The 21,777-nt window shown below is 73.4% G+C and carries 21 protein-coding genes; 13 read left to right on the top strand and 8 right to left on the bottom strand.

Annotated elements, in window-relative coordinates:
- Positions 1 to 41: 41 nt before the first annotated feature.
- On the top strand, positions 42 to 1,172 hold the full coding sequence (locus tag CHC11_RS14205; RefSeq protein WP_089312193.1) for a nucleoside 2-deoxyribosyltransferase domain-containing protein: 1,131 nt from the start codon (positions 42 to 44) through the stop codon (positions 1,170 to 1,172).
- A 1-nt stretch (position 1,173) separates the two neighbouring features.
- Here CHC11_RS14205 and CHC11_RS14200 read toward each other — a convergent pair whose 3' ends face one another.
- Positions 1,174 to 2,148: an alpha/beta hydrolase gene (locus CHC11_RS14200; protein WP_089312192.1), complete on the bottom strand. Its 975-nt coding sequence runs from the start codon at positions 2,146 to 2,148 to the stop codon at positions 1,174 to 1,176.
- Positions 2,149 to 2,320: 172 nt separating this feature from the next.
- Here CHC11_RS14200 and CHC11_RS14195 point away from each other — a divergent pair, with 172 nt between their 5' ends.
- The 7 genes from CHC11_RS14195 (at position 2,321) to soxR (ending at position 8,768) form a co-directional block, all read left to right on the top strand.
- A complete protein-coding gene (locus tag CHC11_RS14195; protein ID WP_089312191.1) occupies positions 2,321 to 2,728 on the top strand; it encodes a TOBE domain-containing protein in 408 nt (135 codons plus the stop codon).
- Between the two features lie 9 nt (positions 2,729 to 2,737).
- Complete coding sequence (modA, locus tag CHC11_RS14190) at positions 2,738 to 3,517, top strand: molybdate ABC transporter substrate-binding protein (RefSeq protein ID WP_089312190.1); 780 nt, start codon at positions 2,738 to 2,740, stop codon at positions 3,515 to 3,517.
- The gene (gene modB / locus CHC11_RS14185) at positions 3,514 to 4,347 is read left to right on the top strand and encodes a molybdate ABC transporter permease subunit (protein WP_089312189.1); all 834 of its coding nucleotides are present in this window, start codon (positions 3,514 to 3,516) and stop codon (positions 4,345 to 4,347) included. The genes modA and modB overlap by 4 nt, the downstream gene beginning before the upstream one ends.
- Positions 4,344 to 5,438 (top strand): ABC transporter ATP-binding protein, encoded by a 1,095-nt coding sequence (locus CHC11_RS14180; RefSeq protein WP_089312573.1) that lies wholly within the window; start codon positions 4,344 to 4,346, stop codon positions 5,436 to 5,438. Before modB ends, CHC11_RS14180 begins: the two co-directional genes overlap by 4 nt.
- Before the next feature lie 178 nt (positions 5,439 to 5,616).
- Complete coding sequence (locus CHC11_RS14175; RefSeq protein WP_245919199.1) at positions 5,617 to 7,434, top strand: phosphoenolpyruvate carboxykinase (GTP); 1,818 nt, start codon at positions 5,617 to 5,619, stop codon at positions 7,432 to 7,434.
- A 135-nt stretch (positions 7,435 to 7,569) separates the two neighbouring features.
- Positions 7,570 to 8,145: an HdeD family acid-resistance protein gene (locus CHC11_RS14170; RefSeq protein ID WP_089312188.1), complete on the top strand. Its 576-nt coding sequence runs from the start codon at positions 7,570 to 7,572 to the stop codon at positions 8,143 to 8,145.
- 68 nt (positions 8,146 to 8,213) lie between these two features.
- A complete protein-coding gene (soxR, locus tag CHC11_RS14165) occupies positions 8,214 to 8,768 on the top strand; it encodes a redox-sensitive transcriptional activator SoxR (RefSeq protein ID WP_089312187.1) in 555 nt (184 codons plus the stop codon).
- Here soxR and CHC11_RS14160 read toward each other — a convergent pair.
- Both CHC11_RS14160 and CHC11_RS14155 read right to left on the bottom strand, forming a co-directional pair.
- On the bottom strand, positions 8,765 to 11,164 hold the full coding sequence (locus tag CHC11_RS14160) for a glycoside hydrolase family 65 protein (RefSeq protein ID WP_089312186.1): 2,400 nt from the start codon (positions 11,162 to 11,164) through the stop codon (positions 8,765 to 8,767). The two genes, soxR and CHC11_RS14160, sit on opposite strands and share 4 nt — an antisense overlap.
- Positions 11,161 to 11,910, bottom strand: a complete 750-nt coding sequence (locus CHC11_RS14155; protein ID WP_089312185.1) for an HAD family hydrolase — start codon at positions 11,908 to 11,910, stop codon at positions 11,161 to 11,163. The genes CHC11_RS14160 and CHC11_RS14155 overlap by 4 nt, the downstream gene beginning before the upstream one ends.
- 156 nt (positions 11,911 to 12,066) lie before the next feature.
- Between CHC11_RS14155 and gndA the strand changes: the two genes are divergently transcribed.
- On the top strand, positions 12,067 to 13,491 hold the full coding sequence (gene gndA, locus CHC11_RS14150; RefSeq protein ID WP_089312184.1) for an NADP-dependent phosphogluconate dehydrogenase: 1,425 nt from the start codon (positions 12,067 to 12,069) through the stop codon (positions 13,489 to 13,491).
- A gap of 152 nt (positions 13,492 to 13,643) precedes the next feature.
- On the opposite strand, the gene CHC11_RS14145 is transcribed toward gndA, so the two are convergent.
- Positions 13,644 to 13,829, bottom strand: a complete 186-nt coding sequence (locus tag CHC11_RS14145) for a hypothetical protein (RefSeq protein WP_089312183.1) — start codon at positions 13,827 to 13,829, stop codon at positions 13,644 to 13,646.
- 100 nt (positions 13,830 to 13,929) lie between these two features.
- Here CHC11_RS14145 and CHC11_RS14140 point away from each other — a divergent pair, with 100 nt between their 5' ends.
- From CHC11_RS14140 to CHC11_RS14125, 4 genes are all read left to right on the top strand, one after another.
- A complete protein-coding gene (locus CHC11_RS14140; RefSeq protein WP_089312182.1) occupies positions 13,930 to 14,526 on the top strand; it encodes an HD domain-containing protein in 597 nt (198 codons plus the stop codon).
- A gap of 54 nt (positions 14,527 to 14,580) precedes the next feature.
- Positions 14,581 to 17,088 carry a DEAD/DEAH box helicase gene (locus tag CHC11_RS14135; RefSeq protein ID WP_089312181.1) on the top strand — a complete coding sequence of 836 codons (2,508 nt, stop codon included), beginning with the start codon at positions 14,581 to 14,583 and terminating at the stop codon, positions 17,086 to 17,088.
- 10 nt (positions 17,089 to 17,098) lie between these two features.
- On the top strand, positions 17,099 to 17,902 hold the full coding sequence (locus tag CHC11_RS14130) for a carbon-nitrogen hydrolase family protein (protein WP_089312180.1): 804 nt from the start codon (positions 17,099 to 17,101) through the stop codon (positions 17,900 to 17,902).
- Between the two features lie 124 nt (positions 17,903 to 18,026).
- Positions 18,027 to 18,521, top strand: a complete 495-nt coding sequence (locus tag CHC11_RS14125; RefSeq protein ID WP_089312179.1) for a hypothetical protein — start codon at positions 18,027 to 18,029, stop codon at positions 18,519 to 18,521.
- Positions 18,522 to 18,573: 52 nt separating this feature from the next.
- Here CHC11_RS14125 and CHC11_RS43870 read toward each other — a convergent pair whose 3' ends face one another.
- The 4 genes from CHC11_RS43870 to CHC11_RS14105 are packed head-to-tail and all read right to left on the bottom strand — an operon-like array spanning position 18,574 to position 21,769.
- The gene (locus tag CHC11_RS43870) at positions 18,574 to 19,131 is read right to left on the bottom strand and encodes a Clp protease N-terminal domain-containing protein (protein WP_089312178.1); all 558 of its coding nucleotides are present in this window, start codon (positions 19,129 to 19,131) and stop codon (positions 18,574 to 18,576) included.
- A gap of 3 nt (positions 19,132 to 19,134) precedes the next feature.
- The gene (locus CHC11_RS14115; protein ID WP_179278852.1) at positions 19,135 to 19,368 is read right to left on the bottom strand and encodes a helix-turn-helix domain-containing protein; all 234 of its coding nucleotides are present in this window, start codon (positions 19,366 to 19,368) and stop codon (positions 19,135 to 19,137) included.
- Positions 19,369 to 19,427: 59 nt separating this feature from the next.
- The gene (locus CHC11_RS14110) at positions 19,428 to 20,447 is read right to left on the bottom strand and encodes a hemolysin family protein (RefSeq protein ID WP_089312176.1); all 1,020 of its coding nucleotides are present in this window, start codon (positions 20,445 to 20,447) and stop codon (positions 19,428 to 19,430) included.
- The gene (locus tag CHC11_RS14105; RefSeq protein WP_089312175.1) at positions 20,444 to 21,769 is read right to left on the bottom strand and encodes a hemolysin family protein; all 1,326 of its coding nucleotides are present in this window, start codon (positions 21,767 to 21,769) and stop codon (positions 20,444 to 20,446) included. The genes CHC11_RS14110 and CHC11_RS14105 overlap by 4 nt, the downstream gene beginning before the upstream one ends.
- Positions 21,770 to 21,777 lie beyond the last annotated feature (8 nt).

Genomic DNA, 21,777 nt, shown 5'->3' with positions numbered 1-21,777 from the left:
CCGTTAGTAGGCGGTCCACACGACCGGAAGGGACGTGCCGTATGGACACCGGCGTCACCCTCGTCCACGCGCGGGAGGAGCCACCGGACCGCTGGGACGCCGCCGTCTTCCTCGCCGGCCCCACGCCCCGGAGGCCCGGGGTCGCCTCATGGCGGCCGGACGCGCACGCCGAGCTGCGGGCCCGCTGGCGCGGCGGCGGCCGGCTCGTGGTGTTCGACCCCGAGCACCGGGAGGGCCGCTACGACGACTACGACGGGCAGATCGACTGGGAGGAGCGCTGCCTGCACCTGGCCGACGAGGTCGTCTTCTGGGTCCCGCGCGACCTCGCGACCATGCCCGCCTTCACCACGAACGTGGAGTGGGGGATGTGGCACGACAGCGGCCGGGTGGTGTTCGGCGCGCCGCCGGAGGCGCCGAGGAACGGCTACCTGCTGCACTACGCGGAGAAGTCCGCGGTGCCGACGGCCCCCGGCCTGCCGGAGACGGTCGCGGCGGCGCTGCGCCGGATCGGCGCCGGCGCGCCCCGGACCGCCGGGGAGCGCGAGGTCCCGCTGCTGCTGTGGCGGGACGCGGCGTTCCAGCGCTGGTACGCGGGGCAGCGGGACGCGGGGAACGTGCTGCTCGGGGCGCGGGTGGTGTTCCGGTTCGGTGTGTGCTGGGGCCTGCACGTCCGGGTCCGCGTGACCGCGGAGGACCGGGTCAAGGACAACGAGATCGTCATCGGGCGGCCGGACATCTCGGCGGTGGTGCTGTACCGGCCCGGCGCGACGCTCGACGCGACGCAGGTCGTGCTCGTCCGGGAGTTCCGGAGCGCGGGCGCGGACGGGGCCGTGCACGAGCTGCCGGGCGGCTCCGGGCCGGGCGGCCCGCCCGAGGTCGCGCTCGCGGAGGTCGCCGAGGAGACCGGGCTGGTGCTGGCGCCCGACCGGCTGCGCGGGCACCGCTCCCGGCAGGTGAACGCGAGCCTGTCGGCCCACCGCGCGCACCTGTTCTCCGCCGAGGTCACCGCCGCCGAACTGGAGCGGATCCGGGGGTCGGGCCCGCACGGGGTGGCGGCGGACGGTGAGCGCACCTACGTCGTGGTGGCACCGTTCGGGCGGATCAGGCGGGAGGGGCTCGTGGACGCCGCCAACCTCGGAATGATCGCCGAGGCGCTGCTGGAGGCGCGCTGACTCAGCCGTCCAGCGCGTCGCGGACGAACGCGCCGAGCGCGGCGATCGCCGCGCGCGACTCGGGCAGGTACGGCCCGAACAGCTGGAACACGTGCAGCTGCCGGTCCCACACCTGGAGCGTGACCGGGACCCCGGCCTCGGCGAGCCGCCGCGCCATCAGCTCGGAGTCGCAGTACAGCAGCTCGGTGGACCCGGCGGTGAGCAGGACGGGCGGCAGCCCCGCGAGGTCGGCGCGGACGGGGGAGATCGCGGGGTCGGTGAGGTCGAGATGGCCGAGGAACCCCTCGACGAGGCGTTCCAGCAGCGCCCCGGGGTCGGAGGGGTCGAGCCCCATGTTGGCGTGCGCGAGCTTGCCGGCCAGGTCCATGTCGAGCATGGGGGAGAGGGCCGCGAGCGCCGCGGGCATGGGCAGACCCTCCTCGCGGGCGCGCAGCGCCGCGGCGAAGGTGAGGTGCCCGCCCGCCGAGTCGCCCATGATCACGATGCGCCCGGGGTCGATCCCCCGCTCCTCCAGCAGCCACCGGTAGGCGGTGACGCAGTCCTCGACCTCCCGCTCGAACGGGACCACCGGGATCATCCGGTAGTCCACCGACAGCGCGGTGGCGCCGGACGCGGCGGCGAACGAGGCGATCATCCGGCGGTGCGTGTTGAGGCCGCAGGAGATCCAGCCGCCGCCGTGCAGGTAGAGGATCGCCTTGTCGCGCGGCGGGGCGGCGCCGGGCGCCGACACCCACTCGCCGCCGAAGCCGTCGAAGCGGACCTTCTCCACGCGGATGCGCCGCGGCGTCCCGGCCCGCGCCGCGAGCCGGTCGAGGAGCGCGGCGCGCCGCAGCGCCCGGTCGTCGAACGGCCGGCCCGCGAACCGGGCGAGGCCGGGCCGGACCAGCCGCCGGACGCCCGCCGAGACCGCCCGGGAGCGCAGGCTCGCCGTCCCGTGCCGTTCGATCACCAGGGTCGCGGGGTCTTGTGCCGTCACGGGTCCTCCTCGCGGTCGGGGGATGTAAGTAGATGGTGACATCCGCGGCGAGCGGTGGGGAAGGCAGGGATTCGCCTACCGCACCTGCGAGGCGTCTCAAGAGAGAGATATCGCAGCATCAAGCTTCTTGCCGGTCTTCCCCTTGCATATGCGGCTGTCTAAGCTTTTCCGGGTGACGACGTTCAGGATCAGTGAGGCCGCCGCGCTGCTCGGGGTCAGCGCGGACACCGTCCGCCGGTGGGTGGACGGAGGCCGGCTTCCCGCGTCCCGGGACGAGCACGGGCACCGGCGCGTGCCGGGGGCCGAGCTGGCCGCCTTCGTGCGCGACCAGGCGCGCGGCAGCGGCCCGTCCGGCCAGGCCGAACGCTTCTCCTCGGCGCGCAACCGGATGCGCGGGATCGTCACCGACGTCCTCCGGGACGGGGTGATGGCGCAGGTCGAGATCCAGGCGGGGCCGTTCCGCGTCGTGTCGCTGATGAGCCGCGAGGCGGCCGACGACCTCGGTCTGGAGGCGGGCGTGGTCGCCGACGCCGTGGTCAAGTCCACGAACGTCGTCGTCGAAGTGCCGGACCAGGGCTGAGGAGGCGGCGTGTTCAAGCGCACTGCGGCGGTGGCGGTGCTGTCGCTCACCGTCCTGGCCGGCTGCGGCGACGCCGGCGGCGAGGGCTCCTCCGGGACGGGCAGGCCGGGCGGCGGCACGACCCTGACGGTGTTCGCGGCGGCCTCGCTCACCGAGGCGTTCACCGCGCTCGGGAAGACGTTCGAGGGCGCGCGTCCCGGGGTGAGGGTCAGGTTCCAGTTCGGCGGCAGTTCGACCTTGGCGCAGCAGATCACGCAGGGTGCGCCGGCGGACGTGTTCGCGGCCGCGAGCCCCGCCACCATGAAGACGGTGACCGGCGCCGGGGACGCCTCGGGGCGGCCGCGGGTGTTCACTCGCAACCGCCTGGTCATCGCCGTCCCGAAGGGGGACCCCGGCAAGGTCGCGAAGGTGGGCGACCTGGACGGGCCGGGGCTGAAGGTCGTGCTGTGCGCGGTCCAGGTGCCGTGCGGCGCCGCGGCCGAGACGGCCCTGGCCGCGGCCGGGGTCGAGGTCGAGCCGGTGTCGCGGGAGAAGGACGTCAAGGCCGTCCTGACGAAGGTGGGGCTGGGGGAGGCCGACGCCGGGCTCGTCTACCGCACCGACGTGAGGGCCGCCGGTGGCAAGGTCACGGGCATCGAGTTCCCGGAGGCCGCGAGGGCGATCAACGACTACCCGGTCGTCGAGGTCGCCAAGGCGCCGCACAGCGCGCTCGCCAGGGAGTTCATCCAGCTGGTGACCGGTGAGCAGGGCAGGTCGGTGCTGGGCCGGGCGGGCTTCGAGGGGCCGTGACGCGACCGCGGCGGGCGTCCCGGGCGGCGCGAAAGGCGGACCGGCTGCCGGGCAGGCCGCCCTGGGTGCTGCTCGCGCCCGCGCTGCTCGGGCTCGCCTTCCTGGTGCTGCCGCTGCTCGGCCTGCTCGTCAGGGCGCCGTGGTCGACGCTCGGTACACGCCTCCTGCAGACCCAGGTCCTGGAGGCGCTCAGGCTCTCGCTGTTCACCGCCACCCTCGCCACCGGCCTGTGCCTGCTGCTCGGCGTCCCGCTCGCCTGGACGCTCGCCCGGGTCCGGTTCCCCGGCGTCCGGCTCGTCCGGGCCCTGGTGACCGTGCCGCTGGTGCTGCCGCCGGTGGTCGGCGGCGTCGCGCTGCTGCTGGTGCTCGGACGGCGCGGGCTGGTCGGCGGGTGGCTGGACCGCGCCTTCGGCCTCACGTTCCCGTTCACCACCGCCGGCGTGGTGCTCGCCGAGGCGTTCGTGGCGATGCCGTTCCTGGTGATCAGCGTGGAGGGCGCGCTGCGCGCCGCCGACCTGCGCTACGAGGAGGCCGCCGCCACCCTCGGCGCCGGCCGCTGGACGATCTTCCGGCGGGTCACGCTGCCGCTGGTCGCGCCGGGCGTCGCTGCCGGGGCGATCCTGTGCTGGGCGCGGGCGCTCGGCGAGTTCGGGGCGACGATCACCTTCGCGGGCAACTTCCCCGGCCGCACGCAGACGATGCCGCTCGCGGTGTACCTGGCGCTGGAGACCGACCCGCAGGCGGCGATCGTGCTCAGCCTCGTCCTGCTCGCCGTCTCGGTCGCCGTTCTGGCCGCGCTCCGGGACCGGTGGGTGGGCGGCGCGGGATGAGCGGAGGCGGGGAGGTGGGCGGAGCGGCCGGGGCGCGGGCGGGGAGCGGCCCCCGGGGGCTGGACGCCCGGCTCGTCGTGCGCCGCGCCGCGTTCGACCTCGATTTCGCGCTCACCGCCGGGCCCGGTGAGGTCGTGGCGCTGCTCGGCCCGAACGGCGCGGGCAAGAGCACCGCGCTGCGCGCCCTGGCCGGGCTCGTGCCGATGGCGGGCGGGCACGTGCGGGTGGACGGGGCGGACCTGCGCCCGCTGGCGCCCGACCGCCGCGGCATCGGCATGGTCTTCCAGGAATACCTGCTGTTCCCGCACCTCACGGCGCTGGACAATGTCGCGTTCGGGCCGCGCTGCCAGGGCGCCGGGCGCCGCGCCGCCCGGCGGATCGCTACGGGCTGGCTGGAGCGGGTGGGGCTCGCCGAGCACGCGTCCGCGCGCCCGCGGGCCCTGTCGGGCGGGCAGGCGCAGCGGGTGGCCCTCGCCCGCGCGCTGGCCGTCGACCCGCGCCTGCTGCTGCTGGACGAGCCGCTCGCGGCGCTCGACGCGCACACCCGGCTGGAGATCAGGGCCGCGCTGCGCCGCCACCTCGCCGGGTTCGCACGCGCCGCCGTGCTCGTCACGCACGACCCGCTGGACGCCATGGTGCTCGCCGACCGCCTCGTCGTCGTCGAGGGCGGCCGGCTCGTCCAGCAGGGGACCCCGGCCGACGTCGCGCGCCGCCCCCGCACCGACTACGTCGCGCGCCTGGTCGGGTTGAACCTGTACCGGGGCAGGGCCGAGGCAGGCACGGTGGTGCTGGGCGGCGGCGCAACCCTCGACAGTGTCGACTCACTCGCAGGTGAGGTGTTTATCGCCTTCGCGCCATCTTCGGTGGCGCTGTACCGGACCCGTCCCGACGGTAGCCCGCGCAACCTCTGGCGCACCCGTGTCGGCGCGATCGAACGGCAGGGGGACCGCGTCCGGGTACGGCTGTCGGGCCCGCCTTTCGACGCGGTTGCGGACATCACTCAGGCGGCGGTCGCGGAGCTCCAATTGTCGGAGGGCAGCCCCATATGGGCGGCCGTGAAGGCCACCGAGACCCACGTTTACCCAGCTTGAACGCCCCCGCACCGCCCGGCGGGCGCGTGCGGCCGGTCGACGGCACCTCCCAGTGATATCCCTCACAAAATCGGGCATCATGCCCCAAAAGCGGACGGGATTGGTCCAGACCAAATGGCAAAAACGACGGGTCTTGTTCATCATGCAAACATCTCGCGAACAGCTGAAGGAGACGCCCGTGTCCAACCAGGTCCCCGGCCTCGACCAGGCCCCTACCGGCCACACCGAACTGATTGAGTGGGTACGCGGGATCGCCGAGCTGACCGCACCCGACCGGGTCGAGTGGTGTGACGGCTCCGAGGAGGAGTGGGAGCGGCTCACCGGCCTCCTCGTCGAGCAGGGCACCCTGACGCGGCTCGACCCGGCCAAACGGCCCAACAGCTTCCACGCCGCCTCCGACCCCACCGACGTCGCCCGCGTCGAGGACCGGACGTTCATCTGCTCCGAGAGGCAGGAGGACGCCGGTCCCACCAACAACTGGACCGCGCCCGGCGAGATGCGGGAGACCCTCGGCGGCCTGTTCGAGGGCTGCATGAAGGGCCGCACCATGTACGTGGTGCCCTTCTGCATGGGTCCGCTCGGCGGCACCATCTCGCAGCTGGGCGTGGAGATCACCGACTCGGCCTACGTCGCCGTGTCCATGCGGATCATGACGCGGATGGGCGAGGGCGCGTTGCGTCTCATCGAGGAGCGCGGGTCGTTCGTCAGGGCCGTCCACTCCGTCGGCGCCCCCCTGGAGCCGGGCCAGGAGGACGTCGCGTGGCCGTGCAACTCCACCAAGTACATCACGCACTTCCCCGAGACCCGGGAGATCTGGTCCTACGGGTCCGGGTACGGCGGCAACGCGCTGCTCGGCAAGAAGTGCTACGCGCTGCGCATCGCCTCGACGATGGCCCGCGACGAGGGCTGGATGGCCGAGCACATGCTCGTGCTGAAGCTGACGCCGCCCACCGGTGAGACCCGCTACGTCGCCGCCGCGTTCCCCTCGGCGTGCGGCAAGACCAACCTCGCCATGCTGGAGCCGACCATCCCCGGATGGAAGGTCGAGACGATCGGCGACGACATCGCCTGGATGCGCTTCGGCGACGACGGCCGCCTCTACGCCATCAACCCCGAGGCCGGCTTCTTCGGCGTCGCGCCCGGCACCGGTGAGAGCACCAACGCCAACGCGGTCAGGACGCTGTGGGGCAACAGCATCTTCACCAACGTCGCCCTCACCGACGACGGCGACGTGTGGTGGGAGGGCCTCACCGACGAGCCGCCCGCGCACCTGACCGACTGGAAGGGCAACGACTGGACGCCGGACTCCACGAGCCCGGCCGCCCACCCGAACGCCCGCTTCACCACCCCGGCCGGGCAGTGCCCGATCATCGCCGACGAGTGGGAGGACCCGAAGGGCGTCCCCATCTCGGCGATCCTGTTCGGCGGCCGCCGCGCCTCAGCGGTCCCGCTCGTCACCGAGTCGTTCGACTGGCAGCAGGGCGTGTTCCTCGGCGCCAACGTCGCGTCCGAGAAGACCGCCGCCGCCGAGGGCGCCGTCGGCGAACTGCGCCGCGACCCGTTCGCGATGCTGCCGTTCTGCGGCTACAACATGGGCGACTACTTCGGCCACTGGCTGGAGATCGGCAAGGCGACGGACCCGGAGAAGCTCCCGCGGATCTACTACGTCAACTGGTTCCGCAAGAACGCCGACGGCGCGTTCGTCTGGCCCGGCTTCGGCGAGAACAGCCGCGTCCTGAAGTGGATCGTCGAGCGCCTCAACGGCAAGGCCGACGCGGTCAAGTCGCCGATCGGGCACCTGCCGACCAGGGAGGCGCTCGACACCGAGGGCCTCGACCTGGACGACGCCGACCTGGAGACGCTGCTGTCGGTCGACACCGAGGTGTGGAAGCAGGAGGCCGCGCTGGTGCCGGAGTTCTTCGAGAAGTTCGGTGACCACACGCCGAAGGCCCTGTGGGACGAGTACCACGACCTGGTACGCCGCCTGGAGAACTGACGCGCGGGCGCAGCCGGGCCGCGGCCGGAGCGCACGGGCCGGTCGCGAACTTTGCGAAGTTCGCGACCGGCCTTGACGTTCTCCACAGGGAGCGGGGGCCGACACTGGAGGAGTCCCAGTCCCAGGGAGGCCGGCATGTTCGACCTGATGACCCGCCACTGGTGGGTGCTCGCGCTGCGCGGCACGTTCGCGATCATCTTCGGCATCGTCGCCTGGGTCTGGCCGGGCATCACGGTCTGGGCGCTGGTGGTGCTGTTCGGCGCGTACGCCCTGGTGGACGGCGTGTTCGCGGTGGCGCAGGCGATCCGCGGCACGTCCGGCGCGCCGCGCGGCGTGCTGGCCCTGTCGGGGGCCGCCGGGGTCGCGCTCGGCATCGCGGCGCTGGTGTGGCCCGGCATCACCGCGTTCGTCCTGCTGATGCTGATCGCCGCCTGGGCGGTCGCCACCGGCGTGCTGGAGATCGGGGTCGCGCTCGCGATGCGCAAGGAGCTGAAGGGCGAGTGGGCGTACGTGCTCACCGGCGCCGTCTCGCTGATCTTCGGGATCATGCTGTTCGCGTGGCCCGTCTCCGGCGCGATCGCCATCGTCTGGCTGATCGGGCTGCTGGCCGTCCTGACCGGCGCCGCCATGGTCGGCGCGGCGTTCCGGCTGCGCCGGCTCGGCCAGGCGGCCGAGCGACCGGGCGGGACGAGCCCCGCTCCCCACTACTGACCCCGGCCCCGCGCCGGGCCTACGGGCACTACCTCAAGCGCAGTTGAGGAACGCGTAGGATGCCGTGCATGACGCGGCTGGAGCACCGGGTGCACGAACTGACCGTCGGGCAGCTCGCCGAGCGGAGCGGCGTGGCCGTCTCGGCCCTGCACTTCTACGAGTCCAAGGGGCTGATCAGGAGCCGCCGGACGGCGGGCAACCAGCGGCGGTTCAGCCGGGACACGCTCCGCCGGGTCTCGTTCATCAAGGTCTCGCAGCGCGTCGGGATCCCGCTCGGTGACATCCGCGACGCGCTCGCCACCCTCCCCGAGGAGCGCACCCCCACGGTGGCGGACTGGGCGCGCCTCTCGGAGACGTGGCGCGGCGACCTCGACGCGCGAATCCGGCAGCTCGAACGGCTGCGCGACGACCTCACCGACTGCATCGGCTGCGGCTGCCTGTCGATCAACAAGTGCGCGCTCGCCAACCCCTACGACCGGCTCGGGGACGAGGGACCGGGACCGCGCCGCCTGCTCGTACCGGCCGGCGCCGGGGAGCCCGCGTCCCGCCCGGCGGACGGGGCGCGGACCTCCCAGGCGAACGGTTGCGCGCCCGTCTGCGAACCGGGGAGCGGCCCCGCCTAGCGGCGGCGGGGGTCGCGCCCGTGCGGGTCGATGCGCCGGGGGGCCGGCTCCCGCCCCGCCGGCTGCGCCACCGGCGGGCGCACCGGGATCTGCTCGATCGGCAGCTCGACGGGCTCGTCGGCGAGGGTGAACCGTTCGCCGTGGTGCCACAGCGTGAGGCCCCGGCCGTCCAGCAGCTCGTAGCGGGCCGCCTCGCCGGTCACGCTGACTTTGATCCGGTTGCCCCGGTACCGCATCCGGAACGCCAGCCGGCTGATCCCGCCGGGCAGCCGCGGCGCGAACCGCAGCGTGCCCCTGCCCGCACGCATCCCGCCGAACCCGGCGACGAGCCCGCTCCACGCGCCCGCCATCGAGGCGATGTGCAGCCCGTCGCGGGTGTTGTGGTTGAGGTCGTGCAGGTCCATCAGCGCGGTCTCGCCGAGGTAGTCGTGCGCCAGCTCCAGCTGGCCGACCTCGGCGGCGACGACCGCCTGCGTCTGCGCCGACAGCGAGGAGTCGCGGACGGTCAGGCCCTCGTAGTAGGCGAAGTCGCGCTCCTTCTGCTCGTCGGTGAACGCGTCCCCGCACAGGTGCAGGGCGAGCACCAGGTCCGCCTGCTTGACCACCTGCTTGCGGTAGAGGTCGAAGTAGGGGTAGTTCAGCAGCAGGGGATAGTGGTCGGGTTTGGTCGCCGAGAAGTCCCAGCGGGCGTGGTTGGTGAAGCTCTCGCTCTGCGGATGGACGCCGAGCCGCTCGTCGTAGGGGATGAGCATCGCCGCCGCCGCGTCCCGCCACGACGCCGCCTCCTCGGCGTTCACGCCGAGCCGGTCGGCCACGTCCGGGTGGCGCATCGCCGTCTCGGCGGCCTCCTGGAGGTTCCGGCGCGCCATCAGGTTGGTGTAGACGTTGTTGTCCACCACCGCGCTGTACTCGTCGGGGCCGGTGACTCCGTCGATGCGGAACACCCCGCCCACGTCGTGGTGGCCGAGGCTCCGCCACAGCCGGGCCGTCTGGACCAGGATGTCCAGGCCGATCTCCCGCTCGAACTGCTCGTCCTGCGTGGCGTCCACGTACCGGACGACGGCGTCGGAGATGTCGGCGTTGATGTGGAACGCGGCGGTGCCGGCGGGCCAGTAACCCGAGCATTCGTGCCCGCGGATCGTCCGCCACGGGAACGTCGCGCCCTCCAGGCCGAGCTGATTGGCACGGTCCCGGGCCAGCGGCAGCGTCATGTGCCGCCAGCCGAGGGCGTCCGCCGCGGCGCCGGGGGATGTGTAGGTGAGGACCGGCAGCACGAACGTCTCGGTGTCCCAGAACGTGTGCCCGTCGTAACCCGGCCCGGTCAGCCCCTTGGCCGGGATCATGCGGCGCTCCGCGCGGGCGCCGGCCTGCAGGACGTGGAACAGCCCGAACCTGACCGCCTGCTGGATCTCGGCGTCGCCGTCGACCTCGACGTCCGCGCCCTCCCAGAAGTCGTCGAGGTACTCGCGCTGCTCGTCCAGCAGGCCCTGCCAGCCGGTCTGCCGCGCGCCCGCCAGCGCCCCGACCACCTGGTCGTGCAGCGCGGGACGCGACCGCCGGCTCGACCAGCCGTAGGAGATGTACTTGACGATGCGCAGCCGCTGCCCCGGCTCCAGCCGCGTCGCGACCGTCAGCCGCCCCACGTCCTTGGAGCTCTCGGTGTCGATCGCCATCGACTCCGGGCCCTCGATGTCGTGCGACATCCCGGCGGCCATCCGCAGGCCGCTCTGCCGCGTCCGGTGCAGCAGCAGCACCTTGGTGCCGTTGGCGACGTGCTCCTCGCCGGCGAGCGGGCTGCTCAGGATCGCCGAGGCGCGCGGGTCCTTGCCGCCGCCGGGCAGCGCCTCGTTGGCCACCAGCTCCGACTGGGCGACCACCCGGACCGCCTCGTCCACCGGCTCGACCTCGTAGCAGACCGCCGCGACGGCCCGCTGGGTCAGCGACACCATCCGGACCGAGGTCACCTTGATCCTCCGGTCGGCCGGGGAGGTCCACTCCACGTGCCGCGTGAGCGTCCCCGCGCGCAGGTCGAGGATCCGCTCGTGGTGGTGCACGCGGCCGTAGCGCACGTCGAGCGGCTCGTCGTCGACGAGCAGCCGGATCACCTTGCCGTTGGTGACGTTGATGACCGTCTGGCCCATCTCGGGGTAGCCGTAGGCGGTCTCGGCGTGCGGCAGGGGCCGCTGCTCGTAGAAGGAGTTCAGGTAGGTGCCGGGGAGCCCGTGCGGTTCGCCCTCGTCGAGGTTGCCGCGCATGCCGACGTGCCCGTTGGACAGGGCGAACACCGACTCGGTCTGGGCCAGCCGGTCCAGCCGCAGCTCCGGCTCCCGCACGCACCACGGCTCGACCGAGAACACGGGCCGGTCGGCGCCGGTCCGGCCTTCGCGCTCGCTCACGGCGCCTCCAGCAGCTCGGACAGGTCGTCGACCACCACGTCGGCGCCGTGCTCGGCGAGCTCCTTCGCGTGCTCGTCGCCGACGCGGTTGACGCCGACGACGTAGGCGAACCGTCCGGCCCGCCCCGCCTGGACGCCGGCGAGCGCGTCCTCGAAGACCACCGCCTTGTCCGCCGGGACGCCCAGCTCCTCGGCTCCAGCGAGGAAGGTGTCCGGGGCGGGCTTGCCGGGCAGGTTCCGCTCCGCGGCGACGACGCCGTCCACGCGCGCGTCGAACAGGTCGGTGATGCCGGCCGTCCGCAGGACCTGGACGGTGTTGGCGCTGGAGGAGACCACGGCCGTCTTCAGGCCGGCCTCGCGCGCCTTGCGGACGTAGTCGATCGACCCGTCGAACGTCTCGACGCCCTTCTCCTGGATGAGCTTCAGGACGAGGGCGTTCTTGCGGTTCCCGAGGCCCCTGACGGTCTCCTTCTCGGGCGGGTCGTCCGGATCGCCCTCGGGCAGGGAGATGCCGCGCGACTCCAGGAACGAGCGCGTCCCGTCCTCGCGCCTCTTGCCGTCGACGTACCGGCCGTAGTCGCGCACGGGGTCGAACTCGGTGAACGTCTCACCGGTCCGCTCCGCCCGCTCGCGCAGGTAGCCGTCGAACATCTCCTTCCACGCCGCCGCGTGAACGGCCGCGGTCCGGGTCAGCACCCCGTCGAGATCGAAAAGACACGCGGCCGCCTCGTCCGGCAGTCCCAGCATCGCACCCCCTGGTAGATGGCACCATCGAAAGTGGTCCTCAACGCGCGACCCGTTCCCGCGCCGAGCGCGGGCATGCGGGCCCGGGCGCTCGAACGGGGGGATCATGAGCCGCGTACAACCCCTTGGTCAGGGTCGCACACGAGGAGGAGTGAGCCAATGCAGAAGGCGCGAATAGGTGTCACCGGACTGGCGGTGATGGGACGGAACCTGGCCCGCAACCTGGCCCGGCACGGGCATCCCGTGGCCGTGCACAACCGCACGTACGCCAAGACCAAGGCGCTGGTGGAGGAGTTCGGCGGCGAGGGAACGTTCCTGCCAGCGCAAACGCCGGAGCAGTTCGTGGAGTCCCTGGAGCGGCCCCGGCGGCTGGTCGTCATGGTGAAGGCGGGCGGCCCGACCGACGCGGTCATCGACGAGTTCGCGCCGCTGCTGGAGCCCGGCGACATGATCGTCGACGGCGGCAACGCCAACTTCGCCGACACCCGCCGCCGCGAGTCCGCGCTGCGCGACCGCGGGGTCCACTTCGTCGGCACCGGCATCTCCGGCGGGGAGGAGGGCGCGCTGCACGGCCCGAGCATCATGCCGGGCGGCTCCGCCGAGTCCTACGAGGCGCTGGGCCCGCTGCTGGAGGACATCTCCGCCAAGGTCGACGGGACCCCCTGCTGCGTGCACGTCGGCCCGGACGGCGCCGGGCACTTCGTGAAGATGGTGCACAACGGCATCGAGTACGCCGACATGCAGCTGATCGCCGAGTCCTACGACCTGCTGCGGCACGCCGCAGGACTCGCGCCCGCCGAGATCGCCGAGGTGTTCCGCACCTGGAACACCGGCCGCCTGGAGTCCTACCTGATCGAGATCACCGCCGAGGTCCTCGCGCACACCGACGCCTCGACCGGCAGGCCGTTCGTGGACGTCGTCCTCGACCAGGCCGAGCAGAAGGGCACCGGCCGCTGGACCGTGCAGACGGCCCTCGACCTCGGCGTCCCCGTCGGCGGCATCGCCGAGGCCGTGTTCGCCCGGTCCGTCTCCGGCCACGCCGCGCTGCGCGAGGCCGCGCGGCACCTGCCCGGCCCGTCCCGCACCGCCGTCGCGGACCCGGGCTTCCCCGACGCCGTGGAGAAGGCGCTGTACGCCTCCAAGATCGTGGCGTACGCGCAGGGCTTCCACGAGATCCAGGCGGGCAGCGCCGAGTACGGCTGGAACATCGACCTCGGGGCGATGGCCACCATCTGGCGCGGCGGCTGCATCATCCGGGCCCGCTTCCTGGACCGCATCCGCGCCGCCTACGAGGCCGACCCGCACACGCCGACGCTGCTGACCGACGACCACTTCGCCGAGGCCGTGGGCGACGCCCAGGACGCCTGGCGCGAGGTGGTCGCCACCGCCGCGCGCCTCGGCGTCCCCGTGCCCGGCTTCTCCACCGCCCTGGCCTACTACGACTCCCTGCGCGCCGACCGCCTGCCGGCCGCGCTCACGCAGGGCCAGCGCGACTTCTTCGGCGCCCACACCTACCGCCGCACCGACCGCGACGGCTCCTTCCACACCCTCTGGGGCGGCGACCGCACCGAGGTGAGCGCCTGACGGCCGGCCTCCCGGACCCGCCGGGGAGGCCGACCGAGGTCGGCCTCCCAGGTCTCCGAGCGGGCCCAGTGACAGTGGCGGCCACGCAAAGGCCGCCGTGACACAGGCGGCCCTGACACAGGCGGCCGTGACTACGGCGACGCGGCCTCAGCTCATCCCTCGTCGTCCGCGTCCAGCTCCACACCCGCGATCGGATTGCCGTCGCGGGTTCCGCTCTCGGCGTCCCCTTCGTATCCCTCTTCGGCGCTCTCGCTGCCCGGGACGACCCGCTCGTGCGGCTGGTCCTCCAGCCCGGAACTGGCCCCCGGGCCCTGCTCCTCCGGCTCCTTCTTGGCCATCCGCCCGGCTCCTCTCGTGCTCCTCGATTCGTTCAGCCCTTTGTTGCCGCACGGTCCGTCCCTAACCACCCGCGCGGGCGCCCGGGCTTAGGGTCGTGGGGTGGAGATTCCGGGGGACCAGGAGATCCGGGCTCTGCACGAGCGGTACGCGCCCGGGGAGGCGGCGTTCGAGACCGTGTGGACGCACTGCGTCATCGTGTGCGAGATCGCCGAGCGGATCATGGACGGGGCGGAGCTCGCGGTCGACGCGGACCTCGTGCGGGCCGGGTGCCTGCTGCACGACCTCGGCGTCTACCGGCTGTACGGCCCGTCCGGGGCGCTCGATCACAGCGGCTACGTCCGGCACGGGGTGCTCGGTCACGCGATCCTCCGGGACGAGGGGTTCCCCGAGGAGATCTGCCGGTTCTGCTCGTGCCACACCGGGGTGGGGCTGACCCGGGACGACATCGTGCGGCAGCGGCTTCCCGTGCCCGCCGGCGACTACGTGGCCGTGAGCGGCGAGGAGCGGCTCGTCATGTACGCCGACAAGTTCCACAGCAAGACCGATCCGCCGACCTTCGTGTCCGCCGCCGCCTACGCCGGCCACGTCCGGCGGTACGGGGAGGAGAAGGTCCCCGTGTTCGAGGCGATGCGCGAGTCGTTCGGCGAGCCCGACCTCCGGCCCCTCCTGGAGAAGTACGGCCACGGGCTGGTCTAGGGGGCGGGGCATCGCCCGGCGCGGGCAGTGGGTGATCGGGGGCAGGATGGAGGGGTGAGCCTTATCGATGAGCTGCCTTCCGGAAACGACACCGACGCCGACTCGCTGTTCGAGGCGTTCGAACGGTGGGTGTCGGGGCGCGGGATCACGCTGTACCCCGCCCAGGAGGAAGCGCTCATCGAGGTGGTCTCCGGCGCGAACGTGATCCTGTCCACGCCGACCGGATCGGGTAAGAGCCTGGTGGCGGCGGGGGCGCTGTTCGCGGGGCTCGCCAAGGACCAGGTCGGGTTCTACACGGCGCCGATCAAGGCGCTGGTGTCGGAGAAGTTCTTCGACCTGTGCGAGATGTTCGGGCGCGACAACGTCGGGATGATGACGGGCGACGCCAGCGTGAACGCGGACGCGCCGATCATCTGCTGCACGGCCGAGGTGCTGGCGAACATCGCGCTCAGGGACGGCGCGGACGCCGACATCGGCGTGGTCGTGATGGACGAGTTCCACTTCTACGCCGAGCCCGAGCGGGGCTGGGCGTGGCAGATACCGCTGCTGGAACTGCCGCAGACCCAGTTCCTGCTCATGTCGGCCACCCTCGGGGACGTCACGTTCTTCGTGAAGGACCTGACGCGGCGGACGGGACGGCCGACGGCCCTGGTGACGTCGGCCGAGCGGCCCGTGCCGCTCATCTACGACTACCGGGTGACGCCGCTGCACGAGACGATCGAGGAACTGCTGGCCGAGCAGAAGGCGCCGGTGTACCTGGTGCACTTCACGCAGGCGGCGGCGATCGAGCGGGCGCAGGCGCTGATGAGCATCAACGTGTGCACCAAGGAGGAGAAGGCGCGGATCGCCGAGCTGATCGGCAACTTCCGGTTCACCACGAAGTTCGGACGCAACCTGTCGCGGTTCGTCCGGCACGGCATCGGGGTCCACCACGCCGGGATGCTGCCCAAGTACCGGCGGCTGGTGGAGCGGCTCGCGCAGGCCGGGCTGCTGAAGGTCATCTGCGGGACCGACACCCTGGGAGTGGGGGTGAACGTCCCCATCAGGACCGTCGTGTTCACCGCGCTCAGCAAGTACGACGGGCACCGGGTGCGGCGGCTCAGGGCGCGGGAGTTCCACCAGATCGCCGGACGGGCGGGACGGGCCGGGTTCGACACGGTCGGCTTCGTCGTCGCGCAGGCGCCCGAGCACGTGGTGGAGAACGAGAAGGCCCTGGCCAAGGCCGGCGACGACCCGAAGAAGCGGCGGAAGGTCCAGCGCAAGAAGGCGCCGGAGGGGTTCGTCGGCTGGGACGAGGACGTCTTCGCGAAGCTGCAGGAGGCCGAGCCGGAGATGCTCCGGTCCCGGTTCCAGGTCAGCCACGCGATGCTGCTGTCGGTGATCGCGCGGCCGGGCAACGCGTTCCAGGCCATGAAGCGGCTGCTGACCGACAACCACGAGGAGCCCGCGGCGCGGCGCAGGCACATCTCCCGCGCCATCGCGATCTACCGGTCGCTGCTCGCGGGCGGCGTCGTCGAGGTGCTGCCCGAGCCGGACGACGCCGGCCGGCACGCGCGCATCACCGTCGACCTCCAGGAGGACTTCGCGCTCAACCAGGCGCTGTCGACGTTCGCGCTCGCGACCTTCGAGATCCTCGACCCCGCGTCGCCGTCGTACGCGCTGGACGTGCTGTCGGTGATCGAGGCGACGCTGGAGGACCCGCGGCAGATCCTGGCCGCGCAGGTCAACCGGGCGCGGGGCGAGGCCGTCCAGGAGATGAAGGCCGAGGGCATCGAGTACGAGGAGCGGATGGAGCTGCTCCAGGACGTCGACCACCCGAAGCCGCTGGAGGACGAGCTCGGCGCCGCCTACGAGATCTACCGGGCCGGGCACCCCTGGGTCGGCGACCACCCGCTGCGCCCGAAGTCGGTCGTGCGCGACATGTACGAGCGCGCGATGACGTTCACCGAGTACATCGGTCACTACGAGCTGGCGCGGGGCGAGGGGCTCGTCCTGCGGTACCTGTCGGGGGCCTACAAGGCGCTGCAGCAGACCGTCCCGGAGTCGATCAAGACCGACGACCTGATCGACCTGATCGAGTGGCTGGGCGAGCTGGTCCGGCAGGTCGACTCCAGCCTGCTGGACGAGTGGGAGCAGCTCGCCAACCCCGCCGCCGGGGACCTGGAGGAGCCGATCGAGGAGCGCGTCACCAGGGTCACCGCGAACGCGCGCGCGTTCCGGGTGCTGGTGCGCAACGCGATGTTCCGGCGGGTGGAGCTGGCGGCGCTGGAGCGCTACGGCGAGCTGGGCGGCCTGGACCCCGACTTCGGCGCCGACGCGTGGGCGCAGGCGATGGACCGCTACTTCGAGGAGCACGACGAGCTGCTCACCGGGCCCGACGCGCGGGGGCCGAAGCTGCTGCAGATCGAGGAGGTCCCGCAGGACGCGCTGTGGCGCGTCCGGCAGGTGTTCGACGACCCCGAGGGGCATCACGACTGGGGCGTCAGCGCCGAGGTCGACCTCGCGGGTTCCGACCAGGAGGGCGAGGCCGTCGTCCGGGTGACCGGCGTCGACCGGATGTAGGAGGCGGCGTATGGTGCGGGTCGCGGTGGCGCAGTTCGCGCCCGGAACCGACAAGGACGAGAACCTGGCCGCGATCGGCGGCCTGGCCGCCGAGGCGGCCGGGCACGGCGCGCGGGTGGTGGTCCTGCCGGAGTTCGCCATGTTCACCGCGCCGAGGCTGGACCGGCGGATCGTCGACTCGGCCGAGCCCCTGGACGGCCCGTTCGTGGCCGGCCTCGGCGACCTGGCCCGGCGCCACGGCGTCCACGTCGTCGCGGGCGTGAACGAGCGGCTGGACGACCCGGAGCGCATCTCCAACACCCTCGTCGCCGTCGACCCCGGCGGGGACGTCGTCGCCGAGTACCGCAAGATCCACCTGTACGACGCGTTCGGGTACGAGGAGTCGGCGCTGGTGCGGCCCGGCGAGATCGCCGAACCGCGGACCTTCGCCGTCGACGGCGTCACGTTCGGCATGCAGACCTGCTACGACGTCCGGTTCCCCGAGGTGACGCGGCGGATCGTGGACGCCGGCGCCGACGTCCTGGCGCTGCCGGCCGAGTGGGTGCCGGGGCCGCTCAAGGAGGACCACTGGCGGACGCTGGTGCGGGCCCGCGCGATCGAGAACACGATCTACGTGGCGGCCGCCGACCAGTGCGCCCCGACCGGCGCCGGCAACAGCATGGTCGTCGACCCGATGGGCGTCGTCGTGGCCGCGCTGGGGGAGGGGACAGGGGTCGTGTCCGGGGACGTCTCGCCCGAGCGCGTCAAGGCCGTCCGCGCGAAGAACCCGGCGCTCGGCCTGCGCCGCTTCACCGTAGCCCCGACCGGCGGCTAGCGGGCCCGCCGCGAAGTCCGGCGTGGTCGCGGAGCCGTCCGGAAGGTCCGGGCAATGTATCGAGGTGGCAACGGTTGCGGCGCGTCTCCGTGTCCGGACGGCTGCGCAGCGTGACCATCGTGGGGTGCGCCTTTCCTCCAGCCTTCCGCCCGCCGGGTTCACCCGCGGCGAGCCCCGGCCGCCCGTCCGCCGCCCGAGCCGCCTGTCGGTGGTCATCGCGGCGCTGGCCCTCGCCGCGGGGCTGCTCCTCGTCATCGCCTACGGGGCGACGCGGCTCGCGCCGGCCCGCCCGGCCGACCGCGTCACCGCGCCGGCGTCGTCCGCCGCGCCGTCGCCCGCCTCGTCGCCGCCGCCGGGACGGGACGTGGCCGAGCCCCGTGCGAACCCGTCCCGCCACCACGCCGGGCACAAGAAGCGTGCCCGCCGCGGCGGACACGCCGCCCCGCCGCGCCGGTACCACCGCCCCGTGCGGCGGCACCACAGGCCCGCGGCGCGCAAGCCGCCGCGGGCCCGCCATACGCCCCCGCCGTGGGTCTCGGGCGAGTGCAAACGGCGCTTCCCCTACGATCCCGCCCGCGGCGCCGCCTGCGTCGGCGCCCTCACCGGCGCCTTCGGCTGACCGGGCGGTCAGGGTGGGCCGGAGAGCGTCCCGGCGGGTTCCGCCGGGTTGATCAGGCCGCTTTGGAGGTCAGCAGCCGGCAAACCTCGGCGCGCAGTGCCTCGACGTCCACCCCGGCCTCGGTGGCCAGCCGCACCGACGGGAAGTCGCCGTCGTGCAGGACGCCGAGCAGGAGGTGACCGCTGCGGATCTCCTTCTGGCCGAGCCGGAGCGCGTGCCGGAGGCTCAGCTCCAGCGCCTTCTTGGCCTGGGGCGTGAAGGGGATGTGGCCCCGCCGGAACCGGTCGAGCTTCCCGGCCGGCACGTCCAGGGCTCCCTCGCCGAAGCTCTGCTCGGTGGCCTCCCGGACGGCGTCCAGGTCGATCCCGATGCTGCGCAGGGCGTCGGAGTCGAGGACGTCGCCGCCCGCGCGGTCGACGCGGACGATCCGGGCCCGCAGGTCGTCCGGGGCGAGCCCGTGCTCGCGCAGCGCCCGTCCCGTGGCGTCCTCGGCGCCCGCCAGGGCGAGCAGGACGTGCTCGGTGCCGATGCGGCGGTCGCGCAGCGCCCGCGCCTCGGCCTGGGCTCCGGTGACCGTCTGCCGCGCGTCCGCGGTGAAACGCTCGAACATCCTCTACTGCTCCTTCTTGAGTAGGCGGCGGCCGGAGCCGTGCTTCTTGTGGACGGCCTGCCGGCTCACGCCGAGGCAGACCGCGATCTCCTGCCAGGACCACCCCTGGTCGCGGGCGCTGGCGACCTGCAGCGCCTCCAGCCGCTCGGCCAGCTCGCGCAGCGCGCGCACGGCCCGCAGCCCCACCGCGGGATCCCGGCTGCTCGCCTCCTGGGCGAGCGTCACTCCATCGCTCATGGATGTCAATGTAGGTTGACATCCGGAACCTGTCAACCAACGTTGACGCCCCCGAGGGGTCAGCGCACCGCCAGCAGCGTGGTGAGCAGGTCGTCCAGGCTGACCAGGCCGGCGACGCGCCCGTCCGGCGCGACGGCGAGACCGAGGTGGCTGTGGCCCGCCTTCAACGTGGCGACCGCCTCGCCGACGGGCGTGCCGACCGGCATGGCGGGGACGGGGCGCGCCAGTTGCCCGGCCGGGGTGGCGCGGCCTCGCGCGCGGGCCACGAAGGCGTCCCGGACGTGCACCATGCGGGCCTGGCCCGGCCGCGCGGAGCCCCGCACCATGAGCCGTAGGCGGCCGGTGCGGGCGGCGGCGTCGATGACCTCCTGCGGCGTCGCGGACGGCGGGACCGACACGATGTCGGAGACCGGCACGACGAGGCCGGCCAGCGGGGCGCGCGGCGCGTCCAGCGCGGCGGTGAGCAGCGTCAGCTCGCTCTGCCCGATCAGGCCCAGCCGCCGCGACTCCTGGGCGATGCTGCGCAGCTGCTCGGGGGTGCGCGACACCTCCCGCGAGTCGGCCGGGCGTACGCCCACCAGCCGCAGCAGCAGGTTCGTCGCGCCGTTCAGCGCCGCGAGCAGCGGGCGCACGACGGTCGCGAACGCGCGGAAGGGCAGGCCCAGGACGCTTGCGGAGCGCTCCGGGTCGGCGATCGCCCACGACTTCGGCGCCATCTCGCCGACGACCATGTGCAGGAACGTCACGAGCGCCAGGGCCAGCACGAAGGCGACGGCGTGCGCCGCGCCCTCCGGCAGCCCGGCGGAGTGGAACAGCGGCGTGAGGGCCCCCGCGAACACCGGTTCGGACACCAGGCCGAGGCCGAGCGAGCACATCGTGATGCCGAGCTGCGCCCCCGCGAGGGTCAGCGACAGCTCGTCGATGCCCGCGACGGCCGCGCCCGCCCCCCGCCCGCCGCGCGCGGCGGCCCGCTCCAGCCGCGGCCGCCGCGCCGCCACCAGTGCGAACTCGGCGGCGACGAAGAACCCGTTGCCCGCCAGCAGCGCCAGCGTGACCGGAACGCCCAGCCCGAGGTTCACCGGCCCTCCTCCACGGTGCGGATGCGGATCAGCTCCGGCACGTGCCGGTGGACGGTCAGGACCTCCACCACGGCCGTGCGGGCCGGCTCGTCCAGCCGGGCCGGCGCGAGTCCCACCCGGACGACGTCGCCCGGCCGCGCGACCCGGCCGAGCCGCTTCATCAGCAGGCCGGCGACGGTCTCGTAGTCGCCCTCCGGCAGCGCGATGCCGGTCTCGTGGGCGACCTCGTCCATCCGCAGCCCCGCGTCCGTCGTCCACCACTCGCCGCTGCGGATCGCGAGGTCCTCGCCCGGCTCGTTCTCGTCGGCGATCTCCCCGACCAGCTCCTCGGCGACGTCCTCCCAGGTGAGGATGCCGGCGAAGCCGCCGTACTCGTCCACCACGCAGGCGAGGGGCTCGCCGGCGCCCTGCAGCCGCAGTACCACCTCCGGCAGCGGCAGCGACGACGGCAGCAGCAGCGGCGGCCGGGCGAGCGCGCGGACCTCGGTGCGCGCGGCGGCGGCCGGGCCGAGGGCGACCAGCTCCTCCAGCCCGACCACCCCGACCACGTCGTCGACGCCCTCGCCGAGGACGGGGTAGCGGGTGTGCCCGCTCGCCGCGATCACGTCGCTCACCTCGGCGGCGCGGGCCGTGGCCGGGACGGTCACCACGTCGACGCGGGGCACCATGACCTGCTCGGCGTCCCGCTCGGAGAACACCAGGGCCCGCTCCAGCAGGTCGGCGTGGCCCGCCTGGAACTGCTCCCCGGACTCGCCGATCATGTGACCGAGCTCCTCCAGCGTCGCGCCGTGCCGCAGCTCCTCCACCGGCTCGATGCCCACCGCGCGGACGAGCCGGTTCGCGGACACGTCGAACAGCCGGATCAGCGGGCCGGCCGCGGTCAGGTAGACCAGCGTGGACCCGGCCAGCGCGCGGGCCAGCGACTCCGCCCTCGCCAGCGCCAGGTTCTTGGGGAACAGCTCGCCCAGCAGCATCTGGATCACGGTGGCCAGGACGAACCCGAGTGCGACCGCCACCCCGCCGGACGCCGCGTCCGGGACCCCGCCCGCGCGCAGCACCGGCGCGATCAGGTCGGCCAGGGCCGGCTTGGCGATGAAGCCCACGACCAGCGCGGTGACCGTGATGCCGAGCTGCGCGCCCGACAGCATGAACGACAGCCGGCCCATCACCCGCACCGCGCGCCCCGCGGCCCGGTCGCCCTCCGCCGCCCGCTGGTCCAGCGCCGGGCGGTCCGCGGTGACGAACGCGAACTCCTGCGCCACGAAGTAGCCGGTCGCGGCGGTCAGCACGAGGACGGCCAGCAGTCCGAGCGCGGCGTTCACCTGGGAAT

This window comes from Actinomadura mexicana (genome assembly GCF_900188105.1).
Classification (GTDB): domain Bacteria; phylum Actinomycetota; class Actinomycetes; order Streptosporangiales; family Streptosporangiaceae; genus Spirillospora; species Spirillospora mexicana.
The sequence above is the reverse complement of the archived record's forward strand: the minus strand, read 5'-3'. Positions and strand labels throughout refer to the sequence as shown.

Coding starts and splice junctions, on each gene's coding strand:
- CHC11_RS14205 (WP_089312193.1), top strand. CDS start 42: ATGGACACCGGCGTCACCCTCGTCCACGCGCGGGAGGAGCCACCGGAC.
- CHC11_RS14180 (WP_089312573.1), top strand. CDS start 4,344: ATGAGCGGAGGCGGGGAGGTGGGCGGAGCGGCCGGGGCGCGGGCGGGG.
- CHC11_RS14170 (WP_089312188.1), top strand. CDS start 7,570: ATGTTCGACCTGATGACCCGCCACTGGTGGGTGCTCGCGCTGCGCGGC.
- soxR (WP_089312187.1), top strand. CDS start 8,214: ATGACGCGGCTGGAGCACCGGGTGCACGAACTGACCGTCGGGCAGCTC.
- CHC11_RS14155 (WP_089312185.1), bottom strand. CDS start 11,910: ATGCTGGGACTGCCGGACGAGGCGGCCGCGTGTCTTTTCGATCTCGAC.
- gndA (WP_089312184.1), top strand. CDS start 12,067: ATGCAGAAGGCGCGAATAGGTGTCACCGGACTGGCGGTGATGGGACGG.
- CHC11_RS14145 (WP_089312183.1), bottom strand. CDS start 13,829: ATGGCCAAGAAGGAGCCGGAGGAGCAGGGCCCGGGGGCCAGTTCCGGG.
- CHC11_RS14130 (WP_089312180.1), top strand. CDS start 17,099: ATGGTGCGGGTCGCGGTGGCGCAGTTCGCGCCCGGAACCGACAAGGAC.
- CHC11_RS43870 (WP_089312178.1), bottom strand. CDS start 19,131: ATGTTCGAGCGTTTCACCGCGGACGCGCGGCAGACGGTCACCGGAGCC.
- CHC11_RS14115 (WP_179278852.1), bottom strand. CDS start 19,368: ATGAGCGATGGAGTGACGCTCGCCCAGGAGGCGAGCAGCCGGGATCCC.